The 21,092-nt window shown below is 44.8% G+C and carries 13 protein-coding genes; 7 read left to right on the top strand and 6 right to left on the bottom strand.

Features of this window, described 5'->3' with window-relative positions:
• The first annotated feature begins 204 nt into the window (after positions 1-204).
• The 3 genes from BJP37_RS22855 (at position 205) to pgmB (ending at position 9,240) form a co-directional block, all read left to right on the top strand.
• Positions 205-2,445: an amylo-alpha-1,6-glucosidase gene (locus BJP37_RS22855; RefSeq protein ID WP_075902233.1), complete on the top strand. Its 2,241-nt coding sequence runs from the start codon at positions 205-207 to the stop codon at positions 2,443-2,445.
• 555 nt (positions 2,446-3,000) lie between these two features.
• Positions 3,001-5,421: a sucrose synthase gene (locus BJP37_RS22860; RefSeq protein WP_075902235.1), complete on the top strand. Its 2,421-nt coding sequence runs from the start codon at positions 3,001-3,003 to the stop codon at positions 5,419-5,421.
• An 837-nt stretch (positions 5,422-6,258) separates the two neighbouring features.
• Positions 6,259-9,240, top strand: coding sequence for a beta-phosphoglucomutase (pgmB, locus tag BJP37_RS22865; RefSeq protein ID WP_075902237.1), 2,982 nt, complete (start codon positions 6,259-6,261; stop codon positions 9,238-9,240).
• Positions 9,241-9,742: 502 nt separating this feature from the next.
• Here pgmB and BJP37_RS22870 read toward each other — a convergent pair.
• The 3 genes from BJP37_RS22870 to BJP37_RS22880 form a co-directional block, all read right to left on the bottom strand.
• Positions 9,743-10,780, bottom strand: a complete 1,038-nt coding sequence (locus tag BJP37_RS22870) for a glycosyltransferase family 4 protein (protein ID WP_075902239.1) — start codon at positions 10,778-10,780, stop codon at positions 9,743-9,745.
• 620 nt (positions 10,781-11,400) lie between these two features.
• Entirely contained in the window at positions 11,401-12,090 is a 690-nt protein-coding gene (locus tag BJP37_RS22875) for a Crp/Fnr family transcriptional regulator (RefSeq protein ID WP_075902241.1), read from the bottom strand.
• 777 nt (positions 12,091-12,867) lie between these two features.
• Entirely contained in the window at positions 12,868-13,179 is a 312-nt protein-coding gene (locus BJP37_RS22880; protein WP_075902243.1) for a hypothetical protein, read from the bottom strand.
• A gap of 278 nt (positions 13,180-13,457) precedes the next feature.
• On the opposite strand from BJP37_RS22880, the gene surE reads away from it, so the two are divergent.
• Together surE and BJP37_RS22890 are read left to right on the top strand one after the other, a co-directional pair.
• Positions 13,458-14,141, top strand: coding sequence for a 5'/3'-nucleotidase SurE (gene surE, locus BJP37_RS22885; protein WP_075902245.1), 684 nt, complete (start codon positions 13,458-13,460; stop codon positions 14,139-14,141).
• Between the two features lie 185 nt (positions 14,142-14,326).
• Positions 14,327-15,265: an NAD-dependent epimerase/dehydratase family protein gene (locus BJP37_RS22890; RefSeq protein WP_075902247.1), complete on the top strand. Its 939-nt coding sequence runs from the start codon at positions 14,327-14,329 to the stop codon at positions 15,263-15,265.
• Here BJP37_RS22890 and pgsA read toward each other — a convergent pair.
• Together pgsA and BJP37_RS22900 are read right to left on the bottom strand one after the other, a co-directional pair.
• Positions 15,211-15,762 (bottom strand): CDP-diacylglycerol--glycerol-3-phosphate 3-phosphatidyltransferase, encoded by a 552-nt coding sequence (pgsA, locus tag BJP37_RS22895; protein WP_075906374.1) that lies wholly within the window; start codon positions 15,760-15,762, stop codon positions 15,211-15,213. The two genes, BJP37_RS22890 and pgsA, sit on opposite strands and share 55 nt — an antisense overlap.
• 223 nt (positions 15,763-15,985) lie before the next feature.
• Positions 15,986-16,963, bottom strand: a complete 978-nt coding sequence (locus tag BJP37_RS22900) for a glycoside hydrolase family protein (RefSeq protein WP_075902249.1) — start codon at positions 16,961-16,963, stop codon at positions 15,986-15,988.
• Between the two features lie 1,033 nt (positions 16,964-17,996).
• Between BJP37_RS22900 and BJP37_RS43835 the strand changes: the two genes are divergently transcribed.
• Both BJP37_RS43835 and BJP37_RS22905 read left to right on the top strand, forming a co-directional pair.
• A complete protein-coding gene (locus BJP37_RS43835) occupies positions 17,997-18,128 on the top strand; it encodes a hypothetical protein (protein WP_269087051.1) in 132 nt (43 codons plus the stop codon).
• 173 nt (positions 18,129-18,301) lie between these two features.
• The gene (locus BJP37_RS22905; protein WP_075902251.1) at positions 18,302-19,471 is read left to right on the top strand and encodes a glycoside hydrolase family protein; all 1,170 of its coding nucleotides are present in this window, start codon (positions 18,302-18,304) and stop codon (positions 19,469-19,471) included.
• A gap of 226 nt (positions 19,472-19,697) precedes the next feature.
• On the opposite strand, the gene BJP37_RS22910 is transcribed toward BJP37_RS22905, so the two are convergent.
• Entirely contained in the window at positions 19,698-20,975 is a 1,278-nt protein-coding gene (locus tag BJP37_RS22910; protein ID WP_229415421.1) for a serpin family protein, read from the bottom strand.
• Positions 20,976-21,092 lie beyond the last annotated feature (117 nt).

The following is a 21,092-nucleotide window of genomic DNA, read 5'->3' on the forward strand; positions in this document are numbered from 1 at the left end:
CATCACAATACCTGAATCATTTTACTTCAGTATAGCAGTTTGCAGACACGCCCTAAATCTTCGATCCTCGACCTGTCCAAAAAAATTGATAATTAACTTGGGTATTGTCGATGTCTCCCGACCCTGACAACAGCAGTAGACAGAGACTTATGACATCCCCCAAGCGTCCACCACTAGTTAACCCAAAGCCCCAGCGCTGATTTTATGGATTTACAGATTATCGAACGAGATGGTAGACGATACCTTCCTACCGAGCAGTTGTCGATGACCGAATGGCCTCGGCTCACCACAAACCAACCTCTACCAACCCTTCCTCTCAAAGTAGATGACCTGTTTTTAGTCACAGATACCCTAGGGAATATTTCGGTAAACTTAGAAAACGAAACTACAAGCACAACCGGGTTATTTTGTCAAGATACCCGCTTTCTCTCTCGCTTAGAGTTACAAATAGAAGGGCAACTCCCCATTCCCCTCAGTAGCAGTGCTGAGGAAGGATTTGCCCTATCGGTCATGTGTTGTAATCCCCGCTCACCTAATCTTCCCCCAAAAACCCTAGGCATTCAGCGGCAGCTAGCCCTCCATGGTGGCTTATGGGAAGAAATTGTAATCACCAATTACGACACTCAACCCCTTAGCTTCACCGTCAGCCTCAGTTTCGATGCCGATTTTAAAGACTGGTTTGAAGTTCGGGGTCATCAGCGACAGCAACGGGGAACTCTGCTGCGTTCATTACCGCCTGATATCGATTTAGAGAGGCTGCTAACCCTAACTGAGTTCAACAGCAATTCCATTAACCTAGGTTACCAGGGACTCGATAACTCCCTGATTGAATCTCAGATCCACTTTATGCACCGTCTCCCAGACACCTACAAAGGAGACACAGCGGTTTGGGAATTGTGCCTCAAGCCTGGCGCTACTGAAACCTTAGGCTATCGACTGGAACTGGTCACCCACAAAGCGCGAATCACTACAGCTAAAATTCCAGCCACCCTTGAACAAGCTAAGACCGCTAACTTACTCCAAAACCAGGAATGGTATAAACGGGTAACTCACATTAGCTGCGATAATGAAACCGTTAACCAATTGATTTCTCGGGCAACACGAGACATCTTTTTACTCAGGCAGACTATTAATGGCTGCACAGTTCTTTCCGCAGGAGTACCTCGGTTTTCCACCTTGTTTGGCCGAGATTCCTTAATTGCTGCCTCACAAACCTTAATCCTTGACCCTACTATCGCCAAAGGGACTCTGGAAATTTTAGCCCAGTACCAAGGCCAAGAGGATAACCCATTGCGGGATGAGCAACCGGGTAAGATTTTGCATGAACTCCGGGTTGGGGAATTGGCTCGCTGTCGGGAAATTCCTCACACTCCCTACTACGGTACAGTTGATGCTACCCCACTGTGGCTGATGCTCTATGCCGAGTACTATGCTTGGACCAATGACACAACTACCCGAGACTTGCTTTGGCCTAATGCTTTGGCTGCCATGGATTGGATTGATCGTCAATCTCAGCAAAACGGCTATCTCTGTTATCAGCGCCAATCCAAAAAGGGTTTGCGTAATCAAGGGTGGAAGGATTCCGGTGATTCCATGGTCACTCGTGATGGTTCCCTAGCAACGGGAGCGATCGCATTATGCGAAGTCCAAGCTTATGTCTATGGCGCTAAAGTTAGGCTAAGCCATCTGGCCAGGATCAAGCAGCGAATTGATTTAGCCGAGCGTTGGGAAAACCAAGCCAAGGAGCTCAAGCAACGCTTCAATCAGGATTTTTGGCTAGACGACCTAGACTTCTGTGCCTTAGCACTAGATGGAGAAGGTAAACTCGTAGATAGCATAACCTCCAATCCTGGTCATTGCTTGTCATTGGGTATTTTTACTCCAGAAAAAGCAGCTAGTGTAGCAAAGCGGCTGTTAGAACCAGATATGTTCAATGGTTGGGGGATTCGTACCCTCAGTAATCAATCCGCTGCTTACAACCCGATCAGCTATCATGTGGGCTCAGTCTGGCCTCACGAAAATTCCTTGATTGCGCTGGGATTGCGTACGCTAAATCAAGTCGATCAAGCCTTAGAAATTGCCAAAGCCATGATTGACATGACAGTTGAGCAACCCTACTATCGTCCTCCAGAACTATTCTCTGGTTACCAGCGCACTCCCAACAGCTCTCCGGTCAAGTATCCAGGAGCCTGTCCTCTCCAAGCCTGGGCAACTGGCAGTATTTTCCAACTGCTGCAAATGATGGTGAATTTGCGCGCCGTAGCTCCAGGAAACAATTTACATATTTTCAAACCAACTTTACCAAATTTTATCAATCAACTCTTAGTTCGTAACTTGCGGATTGGCTCAACGGTGCTAGACTTGCAATTGGAACGAGCTGACACAACCACCACCTGTAAAGTGGTCAAAAATTCCGGTAACCTCACGGTTGTGATCGAAAGCTAATCCAATTAATAGCAAAGGGAAAAGACAAAGCATAGCGCTATAAATTTGTCCGATTTGACAAAGGTAAGGCTTTGATACAATTCATCCTTACCACTGAGCGCTGATCTCCCACGCACTTCCTTTATACTTGCGCTCGTGCCGATGATCGGCAAGTTGTATTGATCATTAGTGCGTGGGAGTTGAAACCTATTGTTCAGGGTGTTTGAGTGTAGGTGGGGTATCGGCAGGTGCGCACCAAAGGGCGAATTTAATTCGTCATTGGTCAAGGGCACCTAAAAAAATTATTTTAATCATAATTAAAAGCTTAATTGTTTCCATGTATTTTCCAACTGCCTTGTCGATCTAGGGGAATCATGTAAATATGGCGGTTGCTTACTTAAAGCTTGGCACACCCCGCCCTAATTCAAATCACGATAGTGGGGTAAGCGATTGCCCCACTGCCAGAAGATCCCAAGGAGTGAGCCAATCTCCCACGACAATCCTACTTCCTGCTAGCCAAGGGCTAGAACAGGAGTAGGTTACAGACCCACCATGGACAAGACACGCTAAGTTACTATGTCTAGTTTGTTACGAGCTGTTCTCCAAAGTAACGAGAAAGCTGATTTGCGTCAGTTTATCAGCCAACTGCGATCTGAACAAGAGCGGTACTTTCTAAGGAATCAGATTCTGCAAGCGTTTGATAATTACTGCACTACTCATGACAAGCCTGCTTATTTTAAAAGAACTTCCTCTATCGCCGAACTACTGAACTATACCCACGAAATTATTCTGGAAGAGAAAAACCTTTGGCTTCTCCTGCGGACAAGGGTTGCTTCTCAAGAAATCTATCGGCTGGCAGCGGATTTGAGCAGTTTTGAAGCAATGCCAGTGGAGGAGTTACTAAGCTTACGCGATCGCTGGGTTAAGCGCTACTTCCCAGAAAAAGGGGGTCTGCTAGAAATTGATGTTGGTCCGTTTTACAAAAATACTCCTACAATTCGTGACCCAAGAAAGATTGGCAATGGGCTGGAGTTTCTTAACCGTTACCTATCTAGCCAATTATTTGCTGACTCTGAGCAATGGCTAGAAGAGCTGTTGAAAAACTTACGAGCACATCACTACGACCAGACACAATTACTGCTCAACAACCGAATTGATTCAACTACCCAACTCTTTGACAAGCTTAAGGAAGCACTAACATTAGTCGGGGATCTACCAGCTCACACCCCCTATGAAAAGTTTCGCTTCGAGCTTCAAGTGCTCGGTTTTGAAGCAGGTTGGGGTAACACTGCTGGTCGAGTGCGCGAAACCCTAGAACTCCTTGAGCGGTTAATGGACGCTCCTGATCATGCAGTCCTCGAAGCCTTTATTTCTCGTATTCCCCTAATCTTTCGGGTTGTTCTGGTTTCCGTTCATGGCTGGGTTGGTCAAGAAGGAGTTTTGGGTCTTCCCGAAACCGCTGGTCAAGTGGCATACGTCATCGACCAAGCCAGTAGCCTGGAACAAACAATCCAAAACAATATTAAACTCTCAGGTCTTGACGTTCTGGGCGTCGAACCAAAGGTGATCGTTCTGACTCGCCTAATTCCCAACTGTGAAGGTACCCAGTGCAATCTACGCCTAGAAAAAATCCAAGGCACCAGCAACGGTTGGATTTTGCGCGTTCCTTTCCAGGAATTTAACCCAAACGTCACCGACAACTGGATTTCCAAATTTGAGATCTGGCCCTATCTCGAATCCTTTGCCTTAGATTCAGAAAAAGCGCTGCTAGAAGAATTCCATGGTAGTCCAGACTTAATTATCGGAAACTATTCCGATGGGAGTTTAGTTGCGTTTCTGCTGGCCAGACGCCTAAACGCTATCCATGGCAGTATTGCTCACACCATGGAAAAGCCTAAATATCTGTTTAGTGACCTCTACTGGAAAGACTTTGAGTCCCAATACAACTTCTCCATACAATTCACCGCTGATTTAATTGCGATGAATTCAGCAGATTTCATTCTGACCAGTACCTATGAGGAGCTTGTGGGAACACCAAACAGTGTAGGCTACTACGAGTCTTACAAATCTTTCAGTATGCCTGAACTGTATCATGTGGTGAATGGGATTGAGTTATTCAGCCCCAAATTTAATGTGGTACCACCAGGGGTGAACGAAAACATTTTCTTTCCCTACACCCAGACATCAGACCGGATTGACGACGACAGTGAACGGGTTAAAGACTTGCTGTTGACCAAGGAAGACCCGGAAATTATCGGCTATCTCAACAGTCCTAACCAGCGCCCGATTCTCAGCATTGCGCCCCTCACCTCCATCAAGAATCTGAGTGGCTTAGTGGAATGCTTTGCCAGTTCAAAAGAACTTCAGGAAAAGTGCAACCTAATTTTAATCACTAGCCATGTCAGGGTTGAGGATGCCACTGATCCAGAAGAGAAAGGGGAAATCGAGAAGCTCAACCAGCTAATTAACCAATTCCATCTTCACGGCAAAATTCGATGGATTGGACTACGCCTGACCACCCCCGATATCGGTGAATCCTACCGAGTGATTGCTGATTTGGGAGGAATTTTAGTCCATCCTGCTCGCTTTGAAGCCTTTGGTCTCACCGTTTTAGAAGCCATGATCTCCGGTTTACCAACATTTGCCACTCAATTTGGTGGACCATCAGAGATTATTCAAAACGGCGATAATGGGTTTCTCATTAATCCCACAGACTTGAAAGAGACTGCCGAAAAAATTCAGCAATTTATTTCAAAGTGCGAACACACCCCTGACTACTGGCAAAAACTTTCTCAAGCAGGTATCAAGCGAGTTCGGGATAAATACAATTGGCAGTTGCATACCAAGCAGCTGCTCTCACTCGCCAAAATTTACGGATTCTGGAGTGAAACCTCTAAAGAAAGCCGAGAAGCTCTACTGCGCTACTTAGAAGCTTTGTTCTATCTGATTTACAAACCTAGAGCGACAAACTTACTAGCCAAGCATAGCTCGCGTTAATCAGAGATTATGGGCTATAAAAAAGTGAGGAGGGGGAGCAGAAAGCATCACAACTGAATGGTTGAGCTGACTGTTTCTAAAGTAATGCTTAAAAGCATTTAAATTCTACTGATTTTAAGCTAATAAGAACTCACTCTTAGTTAATTCCCTCGTAATTTCCGGTGAATCTGGAATTTGCTAGCTAAGATGCACCGCAATGGACATTAGTCCGCTCGTTGTAATGGTTACGACACCTACGAATGACCGCCAGCTCGTAGCCCTGTCGCTAGTAGTTAAAGTGAGGGAAAAATGTGCTGCTAGCCCAACCAGCCTTTACAACATTCCCGTTCGCGGAAGCGGAACTAAGTCCGACAAACGTTACTCCTAATCGGAGTTGTAGAAAACTAATGCAACGATGGAGGCTGATTCTAGAAATTACTCGTTATAGAAATTACTAGTTATTAAGCTTCCTATCGTTAACTGACCTCAACTGATTCTTCCATGTCGGCTACCAACAGCTAACCAAAGATTTGTTGATATGTCAGTTAATGCGGAAATCGCATAAAAATTAGTGAATTCACTAATTATGGGCAATCTGCCTGAGCCAATAACTATTTCAATTAATTGCTAGTAGCCTTCCCTTGACAGCAGGGGTTTAGATTCTCGGGTATGGGGTATGGGGAAAATATGGTGTTAGTGATCCCAGTTTTAAGGGTGGCGTTGTGCCATCTTCTGTTCACAGCCCCATTACCCCTATCTCCCACTCCCTAAACCCTACACCCGTTTGCTTCACAAGCGCAGGGAAGCGTTTGACCTCACTCAAGGAACCACCCACCACAGCAACACTAACGACTAACTATGGATGCCAAAGTATCGTCCCCATCTAGCTCTAACCACATCTACAGCGATTGGACAGTAACTGAGACCAAGTTTGATCCGACTCAATTGCACTACAAGGAAACCGTTTTTACCATTGGCAATGGTTACCTCAGTACCCGAGGTAGCTTTGAGGAAGGGTATCACGCTGCATGGCCAATGACATTGATTAATGGTGTCTACGACGATGTGCCAGTTGTCTATACTGAACTGGCTAATTGTCCTGATTGGCTACCTATAGTGATAGTTGTAGAAGGTGAACGGTTTCGTCTTGATCAAGGCGAGATCTTGCACTACGAACGTCAACTTGACCTGCGTCGAGGCAAGCTAACTCGTGATGTGCGTTGGCGTACTCCTGGTGGTAAGACTATCGATATCCATATCGAGCGTTTTGCCAGTATGGCTGATGACCATGTATTAGCCCTTCGCTGTCAAATCACTCCGGTGGATTTCGATGGGACAATCGAAATTCAAGCCAGCATCAATGGTTACCCAGATAACCAAGGGGTGCTCCACTGGGAATGGTTGAAACAGGGTCAGATTTCAACTGGAACTAACCAGACATCCGAAGGAAATATCTGGTTACACGTTCGCACCCGTCATACTGCGATCGAACTGGGTATGGCTTCGAGAGTCAGTGTAAGTGGTGTTGATGATGCCCAAATACAGCTAAAGGGCTGTGAAGGTCATCCCACCTTAGCCACTACCTTACAAGTGCGCTCAGGCCAGCTGGTCACCCTGGATAAAGTAATTAGTGTGTTCACATCCCGGGACACCGAAACCCCAGAAAAGGTAGCCCAGGAACACCTGGTCAACCAACCTGATTATCTAACCCTATTCTCTCGACATGAGGCAGCTTGGGATAAGATTTGGCAAGATAGCGATGTTGTCATTGAAGGAGACCTCAACGCTCAGATTGCTATACGCTACAATTTGTTCCAACTGTTCATTTGTGCTCCCCGTCATGATGACCGGGTGAATATTCCCGCTAAAACCCTTTCTGGTTTTGGCTATCGGGGTCACGTTTTCTGGGACACAGAAATTTTTATACTCCCGCTGATGATCTTGACTCAGCCCCAGATCGCCAAGAATTTGCTGACCTACCGTTACCATACTTTACCTGGGGCAAGGCGTAAAGCTAAGCTTCAGGGCTATCCGGGAGCCGTTTACGCCTGGGAAAGTGCTGACACCGGTGACGAAGTAACCCCTCGCTGGGTTCTCTCTGCTGAGAAAGATGGAGACCCAGTCCGAATTTGGTGTGGCGATCGCGAACTCCACATCACTACTGATGTAGTCTATGGTATCTGGAAATATTGGCAAGCTACCGGTGATGATGACTGGGTGGTACGTTACGGTGCTGAAATTATCCTAGATACAGCGGTATTCTGGGGAACTCGGGTTGAGTGGAATGGTAAACGGGAGCGCTATGAACTCCGGGATGTGATTGGTCCGGACGAATACCACGAAGGGGTAGACAACAATGCTTTCACCAACCGCATGGTTCAATGGCACCTAGAGACTGCTCAGTTCGTCCTAGACTGGTTGCGCCGGGAACATCCACAGAAAGCTAAAGAACTCGAAGAAACACTGGAGCTAACTCCAAGCCGAGTGAGTCTGTGGTCTGAAATTATCCGTCGGATGTGGATACCCTATGACCATGAAAAGAACTTAATCGAACAGTGTGAGGGTTTCTTCCAAATTGAAGACATCAACCTGGAAGATTACGAGCCACGTACCCGTTCCATGCAGGCTATCCTTGGCATTGAAGGAGCAAGTAAAAAGCAAGTACTCAAGCAGCCAGATGTCTTGATGTTACTATACCTGATGCGGGAGCAGTATGGCGTAACCTCTGAGCCCGAGAAATACCGGGAAATTTTGCAACGAAGTTGGGACTACTATTCTCCTCGCACCGATCACACCTATGGTTCGTCCCTCGGTCCTGCGGTTCACGCCATCCTCGCCTGTGAATTAGGAAAGACCGAGGAAGCTTATGTCCACTTTATGCGGGCAGCGATGGTAGACCTAGAAAATGTGCGGCGTAACGCTCATGAAGGAATTCATGCTGCTTCCGGTGGTGGTCTATGGCAAGCTATAATCTTTGGATGTGCTGGGATCAAGTTCACAGACGATGGACCGGTTGCTATTCCCCACTTCCTACCGGGCTGGACACGTCTGAAGTTTAAGCTGCAATGGCGTGGACAAAAGTACGAGTTTGATCTCAATCCAGAAACCAGTACTCAAACAGCACAATCTGGGACTACCATCTCCTCAAGTTCTCGACCCCCCGGCTCTCCAGCTCAAATCCAGGGTGTGATTTTTGACTTAGATGGCGTAATCACTGATACCGCAGAATATCATTACCAAGCTTGGCAAAAACTAGCTGATGAAGAGGGTATTCCCTTTAATCGCGAGGCCAACGAAGCACTGCGGGGTCTTTCACGTCGAGAGTCCCTGATGGAACTTTTGAACGGTCGCTCAGCCACAGAACAGCAACTCCAAGAGATGATGGATCGCAAAAATAAGTACTATCTGGAATTGATCAAGAACATCTCTAAGACTGACTTACTACCTGGAGCTCTAGAGTTACTGACTGAACTCAAGGAAGCTGGTATCAAAGTTGCGATTGGCTCCGGTAGCAAAAATGCCAAGGAAGTTATGGAACGATTGGGTATTAGCGATCGCATTGATTCAATTTCTGACGGCTACAGTGTGACCCGCTCTAAGCCAGCACCAGATCTCTTCTTGCACGCAGCACAGCAGTTGGGATTGGAACCCGCTTATTGTGTAGTAGTAGAAGATGCCGGGTCTGGTGTCGAAGCCGCTCTAGCTGCTGGTATGTGGGCTGTAGGACTTGGTCCAGTTGAACGAGTGGGAGCAGCCCACCTGGTGTTACCCAGTCTCGAAGGCATACACTGGAGCAACCTCCACAAACAATTAGCAGGAAATCGTTTAATTCCTTGTTAGGGTATGCATTAACTAACTATTTGGAACTAAATTGGCTGGGTGAAGTCTAATTCACCCAGCCATATTTTTTTGGTTATAGTCTTGAGTACCGAGTAGCGAGTGCTGCTTAATATAAATCAGTTACTGTCATTTATTATTCAGAACTCAATGAACTTGGCAACTCAGGACTTCTCTATTTCGTGTTTATGTTTGGAGTGAATTACTACCATTGCTTGCCACCTATAGGTAGGCTAGTCGAGCTAGTAGTGATCTGGTTCGCAGGGATTTTTCCTTAACTAGATTGAACTAGATTCTTTCAAAACTGTATATGGTTGTTCCTACTGGCCTTCACGTTTTCATAGTAACAGATTCACCGCACTTAAAAGTGCCGTGGTGGGCTACATCTGCCCCATGAATATGGGGAGTTTTGTGTCCCGATTTCCTATAATTATCTGGAAAAGGCGAAAAGCGCTGATCTAAACGATTAAACTGCACTGACAGGAGCTGAAGTTTTGGGATTAGCTTACTTATGCTGTTCTAGCACTTTCTGATAAGCTGCTTCATAGCCATCAACCATATTGGGAACACTGAAGGTCTCTTCCACATACTTACGGCACTCTTCGCGAGAGAGTTTAAGAGCTTCTGGAATGGCAGCTATCATGTCCTCAGGATTGGCACAGATTATGCCAGTTCTCTTGTCGGCCACCACCTCCGGTACAGCGCCAAAGTTCGTGGCAATCACTGGAGTGCCAACACACATTGACTCAATCATTACCAAACCAAAAGGTTCGGGCCAGATAATCGGAAAGACGGTCAGGCTGGCTTTGGATAATAATTCCACCTTCTCTTCGTGGCTCACTTCACCCAAGTATTGAATTTGTTTACCGTCGATTTCCGGAGCAATTTCTTGTTCGAAGAATTCCCGGTCAACTACATCAAGCTTGCCCGCCATTTTCAAGTTCCAGCCAGTTTCACGGGCAATTCTGATCGCATGATGAGGGCCTTTCTCCTTTGACAAACGACCCAAAAACCCTAAGTAGGGGGGGTCATCGGCTGCTTTTGGATTGAACGGATAATCTTTTATTTTAACACCATTGTAAACCGTAGCAACATAATTCATCTCTGGTCCGGATGACCGCTGATGATTACTGATGCTAATATGGGGTATGTGGCTGTATCGCGCATAAGCCTTGCTAATATCATTGCCGAAGCGACCATGCATGGTATGAACCACAGGGGTCTTATACAAGTCAATCACCGGAAAGGTAATCATCCCTGTGTGAAAGTGAATTAGGTCAAACTCATCAGCCACCTCGCCAATCTGAGCCAGTTGCAGTAGTTCGTAAACTATTGGTGCCTCTACGGAGGGGTCAAGGCGCAACGCCTGAGGAGCCACAGACTTTAGTTTAGCGATAGTGATGGAATCTCCAGAGGCAAATAGGGTGACATCGTGACCACGACGAACTAATTCATCAGTGAGTTGGCTCACAACTAGTTCGATACCACCATAGCCTGGTGGGGGAACTCTCTCCCATAAGGGGGAAACTTGAGCTATCCGCATATCATAGTCCTCCAAAAATCTTCTAAATTAGCTTGATTGAGAGCTAGTAAAACTTAAAACGGTGCTTTTATCACAAATAAAAACCGATTCTGCTATCTTACAGAAAGTTTTTAGCTTTTGGGAAGAAGCTAGACGTAATCTATCTACATGCCCCGGGAGTAAGTCAGCACCCTACAGGTGTAGATAGGTGATTTAATTTAAGTTTTATTTAACTTTATGAAGAAATATTAGCTTACGGTAAGTAATCTATCAAGCCCGATATTGGTGAATTCAGCCAAATCTCCTAACCCAGTCCTTAGAACCTAACAGGGTAACAACCCACTTGAAAAGTATACAGGGTGACGAGTGTAGGGTTAGCCTGTAGGGTGAACCACTGTGGAGAAAGCCGGTGTGGGGTGTAGGAAGAGGATTTACTGAATCAGGGTAATGAGTCAGGGTAATGGCTATTAGTCCTTCGGGGGGTGGCCTAAGCCCCAGAGCCAAATCCTCAAAATTCTTAATCTTTTAGAACAAGACAATGTGGTGAGTAGTGAGTAGTAAGGAATGTGGGTTTTAGGAACCTTAGTCCCACAAACCACGCCTCTGTTGTGGGGCAGCTACCACCTAGAGCTAATCTTGCCTCATGAGCTACCTCGTCTGACCAGCTGAGTTAGCTGCTTGATATTCATCAAGCGCATAGTTTGCTGCTCCGGGTCAACTTTAATCCAGCCCTTACTCTCGAGCTTTTCCATAATTTTGGTAGTATCCTCTACACTGATATCTGTGATATCAGCTAAGTCTTGATAGGAAATGTTATAGATTTCTGTGCCTTTTTCAGTGATTTCACCGTAATTGTCTGCCAAACCAACTAGAGTATTGACTAAATTAACCGCTGGAGGCTGATAGCGATTTTGTAACCGGACATTGCTTTGACGTAACCGCCGCACAATCAGTTGTAACATGCGATGGTGCAACTGGGGATCTTTAAAGAGAGTTTGAATAAAGCGTTGTGCAGAAATGGTCAGTAGTCGCACGTTCGACATGGCAACGATATCGGTTGAGCGGGGAGATTCATCAAGAATTGCCATTTCACCAAAAAAGTCACCCCGACCCAAAATTGCCAGTGTGACATCGTTTTCACCGCGTAAGTGTCGCACTTTAACCCAGCCGGAGACAATAAAGTAAACAGCATTACCCCAAGCATCTTCCATGATGATAGCTCGGTCGGTCGGGTACTCATGCTCCACCGCAATGGATTCAAACCATTCTAAGGTTTCTGGGCTAGCTGTATTAAATAGTGGGAAAAGCTCACTATAAGCTGTAGTCTGCATTAGGGTTATTTAAGCTGAGATTGAAGGTAATGATACGCAGTAGTCACGATCTGGGACTGCTTGGACACAACAAGCCTAGCAGTGATAGTGGTTAAGCACATTCTATTCAACTCACTCTATTCAACCAACAGGTAAGTAAGGGTGAATACTGATGATACTATCAGCTATGGACTGTTGAGTGTAAATGTTTGATTGTAGTAGGAGAGTCTTTTTTTTCTAGAGTATGAACCTATTAACGACTAGAAGGGAGTTAGAGCATCCCGAATGTAAAACCCTCTATCAGTTAATTCTGCCACCCAAACAACTTGACTATACTATCTTTAACACTAGCTATTCCCGTTGTTTTAACCCCAGGTTCAATTTGGAATTGCATCTCTAATAGCACCAGCCCATCTCTGACCATAATGAACTAGCCCTGAACTAACGGTTACTTTTTTTTTACTATCCATAGGGTTAAGGAACGTACTGTATTTTAAAATCCTGACTAACCGGTTTTTTTGAACTTGTAGATCATAATCTAAATTACAAACACCAGTTCTCAGGGATTTAATAGTCGTCAATTATTTCTTAGTTTTTGTTTTTATAATGGTATCGACCTTACCATTACTCTTTCAATATATCCGATCTTCTCTGAGAGAAGATATAAGGATAAAAAATTGTGTCTTGGCTTACCCTTACTAACTATGGATAGAGTAGCATGGTAATGCCCTCCACCACTTCTTGTTAAAGAAGCTGACGGCGAATAAAGTCAGCGCCTTGAGTTTAATAACTGCGGCTCTATTGACAAACAGTTTCCCTGGTTCGAATCTGCCTATTGTGAGCTTGGGCAATTCTCTGTTTCCGATTTTGGGCAATGGCTTTGACTAGTCTAAAAGGATTAATACCGTGTTCGTTAGCATAGCGTAAGATATCTTGCAGCTCTTCTTCGGTAAAATTAACAGTTGGCTGAGAGTGGGTAGATGGCTGATTTTTGCTATTTTGAGTCATAATCCTGGTTTGCCAATAGGTTGAAAGTTGTAGATGTATCCCTGACTTGCCATAACAGTTGCTTGAAAGATTTTGAGCTGAGGTTGTCAGATGGCTGATCATGGGCAGCTATACCCATTGAGCGGTCAGCTTACGGGCTACTTTCCTGGGTAAACAGCTATTAGCTCGCTCTTCTGTACGGAGATCAGAGCTTAAGTTCAATAGCTAAACCAAAAGCTAAGTTTATACCCAAAGGAAGTATAAGGGTGCAAATGCTCAAGCAATTTGAGATGATTGGTTTTAAGTTTCTAATACGGTTTCGATATTCCTTGATAGTTTGGCTTGGATTAGATCGTTTCCCATACTCAGCTGTTAATGATTAACCACTAACGACTAAACTAATGACTATAATCCTAACGAACGACGATGGGATAGATGCTCCCGGAATTAAAGCACTAGAGCAAGCGGTCAACGGTAACGGTAATTTTGTAATTATCGCTCCGAAGGAGCATCATTCAGGCTGTGGCCATCAGGTTACTACATATAAACCGATTCACGTCCAACGTCGGTCAGACTATGAGTATGCAGTTTCTAGTACCCCAGCGGATTGTACTCGCCTTGCAATATCACATATTATACCAGAGGTAAAGTGGGTTCTGTCAGGTATTAATGCTGGCGGTAACTTGGGGGTTGATGTCTACATTTCTGGTACAGTGGCGGCGGTTAGGGAAGCGGCGATACAGGGGATACCAGGTATTGCGATTTCCCACTGGATTAAAAAACCTTGGGTGATTAATTGGGAGGTGGCGAGTCGTTGGACAGCTAGGGTGTTGGCGGATTTGTTGAATCGTCCGATTGCTGCTGGTACTTACTGGAATGTGAATTTACCTCACTTGGAACCGGGGTCACCTGAGCCAGAGGTGGTATTTTGTGAACCGAGTACTCAACCGTTACCGACAAAGTATCGTGTGGAGGGGGATCACTACTATTATGAGGGGGAGTATGACAAACGCGATCGCGCTCCTGGTACTGATGTAGATGTGTGTTTTTCGGGTAATATTGCTGTGACTCAGTTGCGACTTTAAGGTATCAGGACTTACCCAAAACTGGGCACCAAACCCCCTTAGGTAGTAGGGTGCCCCTACTAGTAGAGTAAGTGCCCAAGTCCTGACAATGCTATGGGTGGTTTGGTTTAGAACCACGAAGGCACAAAGTCCGCCCAGAGGTAATTAATAAATCAGTGAATCAAAGTTTTTAGTAATTAGTGACCATGCGAATTTTAATCATGGGTGGTACCCGGTTTGTTGGGGTTTATTTAACCAAGGTTTTGGTGGAGATGGGCCATGAGGTGGTGCTGTTCAATCGGGGTAATAAGCCAGCGCCAGTGCCAGGAGTCCAACAGATTCATGGCGATCGCAAGGATCCCAATCAGCTCAAGGAAATGTTATCGTCTCAAGAGTTTGATGGCATTTTCGATAATAATGGTCGGGAGTTGAGTGATACTCAACCCTTAGTGGAAATTTTTAAAGACCGGGTGCAGCATTTTGTGTATATGAGTTCGGCTGGGGTGTATTTGAAGTCTGACCAGTTACCCCATCTCGAAGGAGATCCAGTTGATCCCAATTCTCGCCACAAGGGTAAACATCATACTGAGGCTTACCTACAAGAACTTGGGGTGCCATTTACCGCGATTCGTCCAACTTATATCTATGGTCCCCAAAATTATAATGATGTTGAAGCTTGGTTTTTTGACCGGATTGTTCGCGATCGCACTATTCCCATCCCTGGTAATGGCATGCACATTACTCAGTTAGGTCATTGTCAGGACTTGGCGAGGGCAATGGCAGCAGTATTGGGGAATAAGGAAGCGATTGGTAAAATTTACAATGTGTCCGGGGAACGCTATGTCACCTTTGATGGTTTAGCACGAACCTGTGCTATGGCCTGTGGTAAGTCGGCTGATGAGGTCAAGCTCGTGCATTATGACCCGAAGCAGTTTGATTTTGGTAAGCGCAAGGCTTTCCCATTTCGATTACAACACTTTTTTGCTGATATCCATAAGGCATTGACTGAACTTAACTGGCAACCGGAGTATGATTTGCTTTCGGGACTGAAGGATTCCTTTGAGAATGATTATCTCGGTTCAGGTCGGGATCAAGCTGAAGTAGATTTTGCTGTTGATGACCAGATATTAGCGGGTAACAGGTAAACTAAACCAGAGATTAAGGTTAGGACCACCGATAGCCAGAAAAGGACTAGGGATGGGATGATCCAGGTGTCGGGAGTTGGAGCAATTAAAAGTGCGATCGCACTAATTTGACTGACGGTTTTGAGTTTACCCCAGATATTGGCTCCCTGTATGCTAGTGCTACCGGATAACTTGGGGTTAACTCGCCAACCTGCGATCGTTAACTCCCGTGCCAAAATCAAACAGACTCCCCAAGCGGGTACCTGACCTAGCTCAATTAATGCTAGTAGGGGCGCGAGTACCAAAAATTTATCGACTAATGGGTCAAGGAATTTGCCTAAATCAGTAATTTGGTTCAGTTTACGAGCTAGATAACCATCTAACCAATCCGTTCCAGCAGCAAGGAGAAAGATCCCGAAACCGATCCAGCGGCTTTGGTCAGTTGGGTGATTCAGGAAGTATAGGATAAAGGGCAACCCCAGTAAGCGGGAAAAGGTAATCCAGTTAGGCAAAGTCATTCTGGTAATGGGTAATGGGTAATCGGTAATCGGTAATTGGTAATTGGTTACTGACCATATTAATTTTAGGGGCACAGGCCGTGCCCCCTTAAGCATTTCGTCTATGGAAGTGAGAACCGACAGAGGAGAGGGAATAAATTTAGTATGTACCTCATCAAACTGAGAACCCCTATCATTCCTCTTCCTCGTTTCCGATTGCCTATTGCTGAATTCCCGAAGACGTCTAATGAACCATTGCTGGTTCAAGCACTATCAAATTGCCCTCCTCATCAACTGTGATCGGCAGAGGTTCGCTGATATCGCCGAGAAAGCTCCCGTCTAGAGCGAAATTACGCCATGACATAAAGTACCAGATCTGATCAGGACCTTGTACCAGTTTCCCGGAATAGAGCCGCTTCACTGAATCAGCCCAGAGCGCCCTTGGAGCAGAAAATGGTCCTAAAGGATGATCAGCAACCATGTAGAACGTTCCCGTGAGGTTACTATCAACAAACTCTCCTGGGGGGATCGAGAAGAGCAGATAGTAGCGCCCCTTGATAAGAACCACTTGCGGACATTCCATAGTCCCGAACGTCATAGGCTCAGTTAATGGTGGTAATACTTGCCAATCAATCAGGTTTTGTGAAGTGGCATGAGCAATCACGCCCCGACTTTCAGCAGGACCATAATTAACGCGACCAGTAATTAAAGCATGAAATTCCCCTGTTTCTGGATCCTGAAATACCCAAGGATCGCGCCAGGCTTCATCGAACCAAAGGTTTTTCTCAGGGTGCTCGAGATCATACTTCTCGTAGTAGCGACTATCAGCCTCGATCACCGGGTTTTTCGGATGTTTTTCCCAGTGGATTAAATCTTTGGAGGTCGCAAGGCTGATGCGTTGGATTTTTCCTTGCTCTTTGCGATCAGTGCTGGTGTATGGGAGATACCACAGGCCATCATGACGAATTACGCAGCCAGTCCAATTAGTGTACTCATCCACGTCACCATAAGCTTCAGGCTTCATAGCATCTGGTAGAATCTCCCAGTGCCGTAAATCCTGAGAAACAGCGTGACCAAATGAAACATGCCAATGTCGGTCTTCTGGATCCGGTAAATCCTTAGAAGCTTGCAAGTAAAATAAGTGATAGTCGGAAATATCTTGAGCTAGCCAGAAGTCCCAGATCCATTTATCTGAGAGTTGTAAACTGTGATTAGGAAGCATAAGTTACCTGCTTTTGTGTAAGAGTATTAGTTAGTGAATAACTGTGACTAACTCCCTAGAAAAGTTAGCCTCTTTACTAAGGCGTCAACTAGAGAGTATAAAGTAATAATTCGGTAGTAGGGTAAGGGAAGTAAAATTCCTTACCGCTTAATTAAATCCTATCTAACTAATTATTGTGTAATTTATAGAAGCAACACCTAATGATTAAACAATAGTCTATGTATCCAAGTATTTTTTTTCCTGAATACATTAAACTAGTGAGGAATTACGTACTGAGAGTATTTAAAACTATATCTATACTTTAGACGGGCATAAAGTTTGAGTTAGAAGCTATCAGCAAATACGCTCACTGTTGATCGCTCAAAGTATAGTGTTTTAATTGATGATAACTTACCCTCTAATCAGATAATCAGAGAGTTACTACGTAAGTCCTAATATTATTTGATAATAGCTTAAGGCTATAGCAGCATTTAAGCGAGGTCTGTACTCGCTTTTTTACCTATCACTACCAAACTTATTCTAAGATAACAAATAGTGTTGGGGAAATGTCATTGGTAAAATTGCTTATTAATGGGAATCACAATCAAATCTTTAACTTGTGAAGACATAGACAAAGATTTAACTAAGGTCAGACTACTAGGACTTACGCAGTTGAAACCCAAACTCGAAGCCAAACTCGAAGCCAAACCCTAATTTATGAGTCTAAGGCTTGCGCCCTCTAGATAGGATCTCAGCCTATACCTCGATGCTAAATTTGCATCAGCCAGCCGAAATATCAGGCGTTGCTGATTATGGGTATGGTTCCGCCCCCCTAGCCCCCCAATTCTGGGGGGAACAAAACTCTTAAAGTCCCTCCCGGTGCGCTTACAGTCGTCGAATTAAATTCGCCACGGGTCGCACCGCAAAGTTGGGGGACCAACGGGGGCTTTAATAACACCAGATAATCGCGCATTCATTCCTTAATTCAGCAACGCCAAATATCAGGCTATCAAGGGTGTATTTTTAATGTATTACTAAGTAATACATATCATCAATGAGAATTTGCGATCGCCTTGGCGATCGCAAATCCTATACCTTGATGCTGAAGTTGCATGAGCCAGCCTACGGATTAGACTATCAAGGGTGTCTACTTACTGTATTACTTAGTAATACATATCATCAATAAAAATTTGCGATCGCCAAGGCGATCGCAAATCCTTGGGAAATTCTCAGTATTTATACTGAGATTGTGCCCCATATCCCTGCAATTTGATGGATCCCCTTGTCAAAAAAATAATAGATTGATTTAATAAAGTAATATTTCCTTAACAAAACTAAAAATATCTTAAGCAGAAGCTGATGATACAACAACTCGATCACGGCAGGAGCGACGCTGCGACCTTAGAGCAACTGTTCAACCATGATATCAGCATCCAGACAACGCCTCATCAACCTGCTCCAAGTAAAACAGCTCTCTCAAAATATCTCCTGCTTTACCTTCAAGGAGGAAAGGATTTAGAGGGAGTGCCTTGGCAGAGAGGGGAAATGGGTGGGGCTATTCTTAGTGAAGATTTGTCTGTAATTAAGCACTTAGGTCCTGTGTTTCAGCCAGACCGGGATGACTACTGGCGAAGCTCTCGCCTTCTAGCAGGAAGCTTACGGTTGGTAAACGAAAATTCCCTGTATTTCTTTTACGGTGGATCTCCAGACCGTCCTAATTTGCTTCATGAGTATATTGGCTTCTGTAAGGGAATCATTAGGGATAATCACGAGATTGATTGGCAAGCTCCCCAACTGATCGAATTTCTTGATTGGGAGAAATACTACGATTACTCCGACCATCCATTGATGCCAGACCAACGTCACCGCCAGTTGCGGGATCCTTTCCCCATCTTTCACGAAGGCAAGTATTGGATGTTTCTATCTGCTGCTGCCAAGACAAATTCCCAACCCAAGAAAGGCTGTATTGGTCTAGCAGTAGCAGATCAACTCGAAGGACCCTATACACTCTTGCCACCAGCCCTGTTTCCTCATTTCATGACCGATGAAGGTGAGCAAGGTCTCTTTTACGAGTGTGAACGAAGCCACGTTTACTATAAAGGAGGAATGTGGCACATGTTCTTCTCTGTGATGAAGCAACATGTGGATCCCCGTTGGCTTGAGCAACTTGGTGATGACGCTGCCTCGATTACTGACTCCAGCCTGTACCATTTTGTCTCGCCACAGATCAACGGTCCCTATCAGCCAGCAGGGGTGGTACCGGTGGTGAAAGGATCCTCCGAGTCTAACTTGTATGCGATCAACTTCGAGCACAATAACCAACAAGAACTGATCGCTTATGGATTAAATTTAGGAATGGAAGAACTCGATGTTTCTGGTCAGTGGAAGGTCTTGTGGGACAACGATTATCCAGAAATGAAGAAAGTAAGTCCTTCTGGTCAACAGGGTGTTGCTGATCCCTCGTCACTATTATATGGACGTGAGGGATACTTTATTTGGGATGCAATTCTATTCAAGCTACCTGCCTAAGGTTAACTAGGTTACCAGGTTAAAGGTTATCTTTTGAAGCTTTAACGTAAGCATATGCGCTACGCGCACGCTACTTGAGGTGCAGTCAGCGGTCAGCGGTCAGCGGTCAGCTTATTTTATTCAAAAGCACCGATGACGCTACGCTGTTCGCTGATAGCTGCATGCTTACCCTTTAACTTTCAACCTTTAACCAAACAACCTTCACACTAATTCAATAGCTAATAGCTTACGGTTCCACAATCGAACCCATGAACAAAATTGCTCCAGTTTTATTGTCCCGAACAGTACAGAAAAAAGGACGGTTAACCACTAGATTGAATGGTTGATCTATACTAATCGAAGTGGGAACAACACCGATAGAAGTAGCAGCCGCTGCTTCAGTGCCTTCTTCATTCACTTCTACAAAGGTTTTGTGCTTGACTTGACTAATCGCTGCTGATTCAGAGGTCAGATTAGAAAAATCAGCGTTATCGGTAAACGCCACATCCATCCCCAAAGCTTTTAGGGAATCGTTGAGTTTAATATCGTATTCAAATTTAAAGCGGGGTAGCCGAATTGACCCATCTCGCGACCTAAACTCTTTCATCCATTGTAGCCAGTTGTCCGCTGTGAGTTGTTGTTGAAATTCTGCCAAGCTGCTCCCTTCACGGGGTAAGAAAACATACAAACTCAACCGTTCTTTACCGTAGGGAATACTTACAGCTTGAAAGGCATCATTTTCATAGTACTGATACTTCCCATACTGATACATCATTGGGTGTTGCTTTTGGTTTAAATCAGAGATATAAAAAGCTTGATCAGACGTTTGACTTTTATCGAATTCTCTGGTCCAGCTGCCTTTGAAATAGATAGCATTAATTAAGAAAAGTAATTCATCCCCTTGAGTGCGTTCGACAATCGTTTTGATTTTGCCGTTTGTGTTATTTTTGACCCAACGGTTAATTTTTTTTGCAGCCTTGGCACTACTAAAATCAAGTTCTGTGACCTTTGCTTTGTAGAATTCCTGGTTGTTTTTAATAAATTTGGGGTTGATGTCAATGCCTTGGTTAGCCCACAGGGAGTTGGCAATGGACAGCTGGACATCAGGGTCAGCATTTTCCAAGCTAGCTTTTAAGGCGTTATTCCCCTGGTTGAGTTGATCTAGACTCAATCCCTCTAATTCTAGGACTTTTGCCATAGCCTCTTGAGTCTCGCCGCTGGCACCGTTGTAAGCCATGTCTAGGGCAATGGCGATGCTGGTGGGAGAGACAAAAACATTCTTGTTAGTGTCCTGCTTGAGAATTTCTGAGAATAGCTTGAAGCCAAATTTAGTATTAGCGTCTACAAGATTGGTATCTACTGCTAAAGTTGGTTTTTGGTCAGCTGACATTGATTCTTTGCTTGGTTCGGAGTTAGGCAGAGGGTCAAGGGCATTGGTTTTTTCCGACACACACCCCAATATACCTGTAAGCAGGATGCTGACTGCCATAACAGTGGCTATACGACTAAGTATTTGATGGTTCATTTGATCGTCTCCGTTGCTAATACCCTGTTCTAATATGACCATTTCAGGATAATTCGGTTCCATTAAGTAGTCCCAGGGAAAAAAAGAGATGTTTGTAAAGGATTATTTCATGCCTCG

The organism is Moorena bouillonii PNG (assembly GCF_001942495.1).
Classification (GTDB): domain Bacteria; phylum Cyanobacteriota; class Cyanobacteriia; order Cyanobacteriales; family Coleofasciculaceae; genus Moorena; species Moorena bouillonii.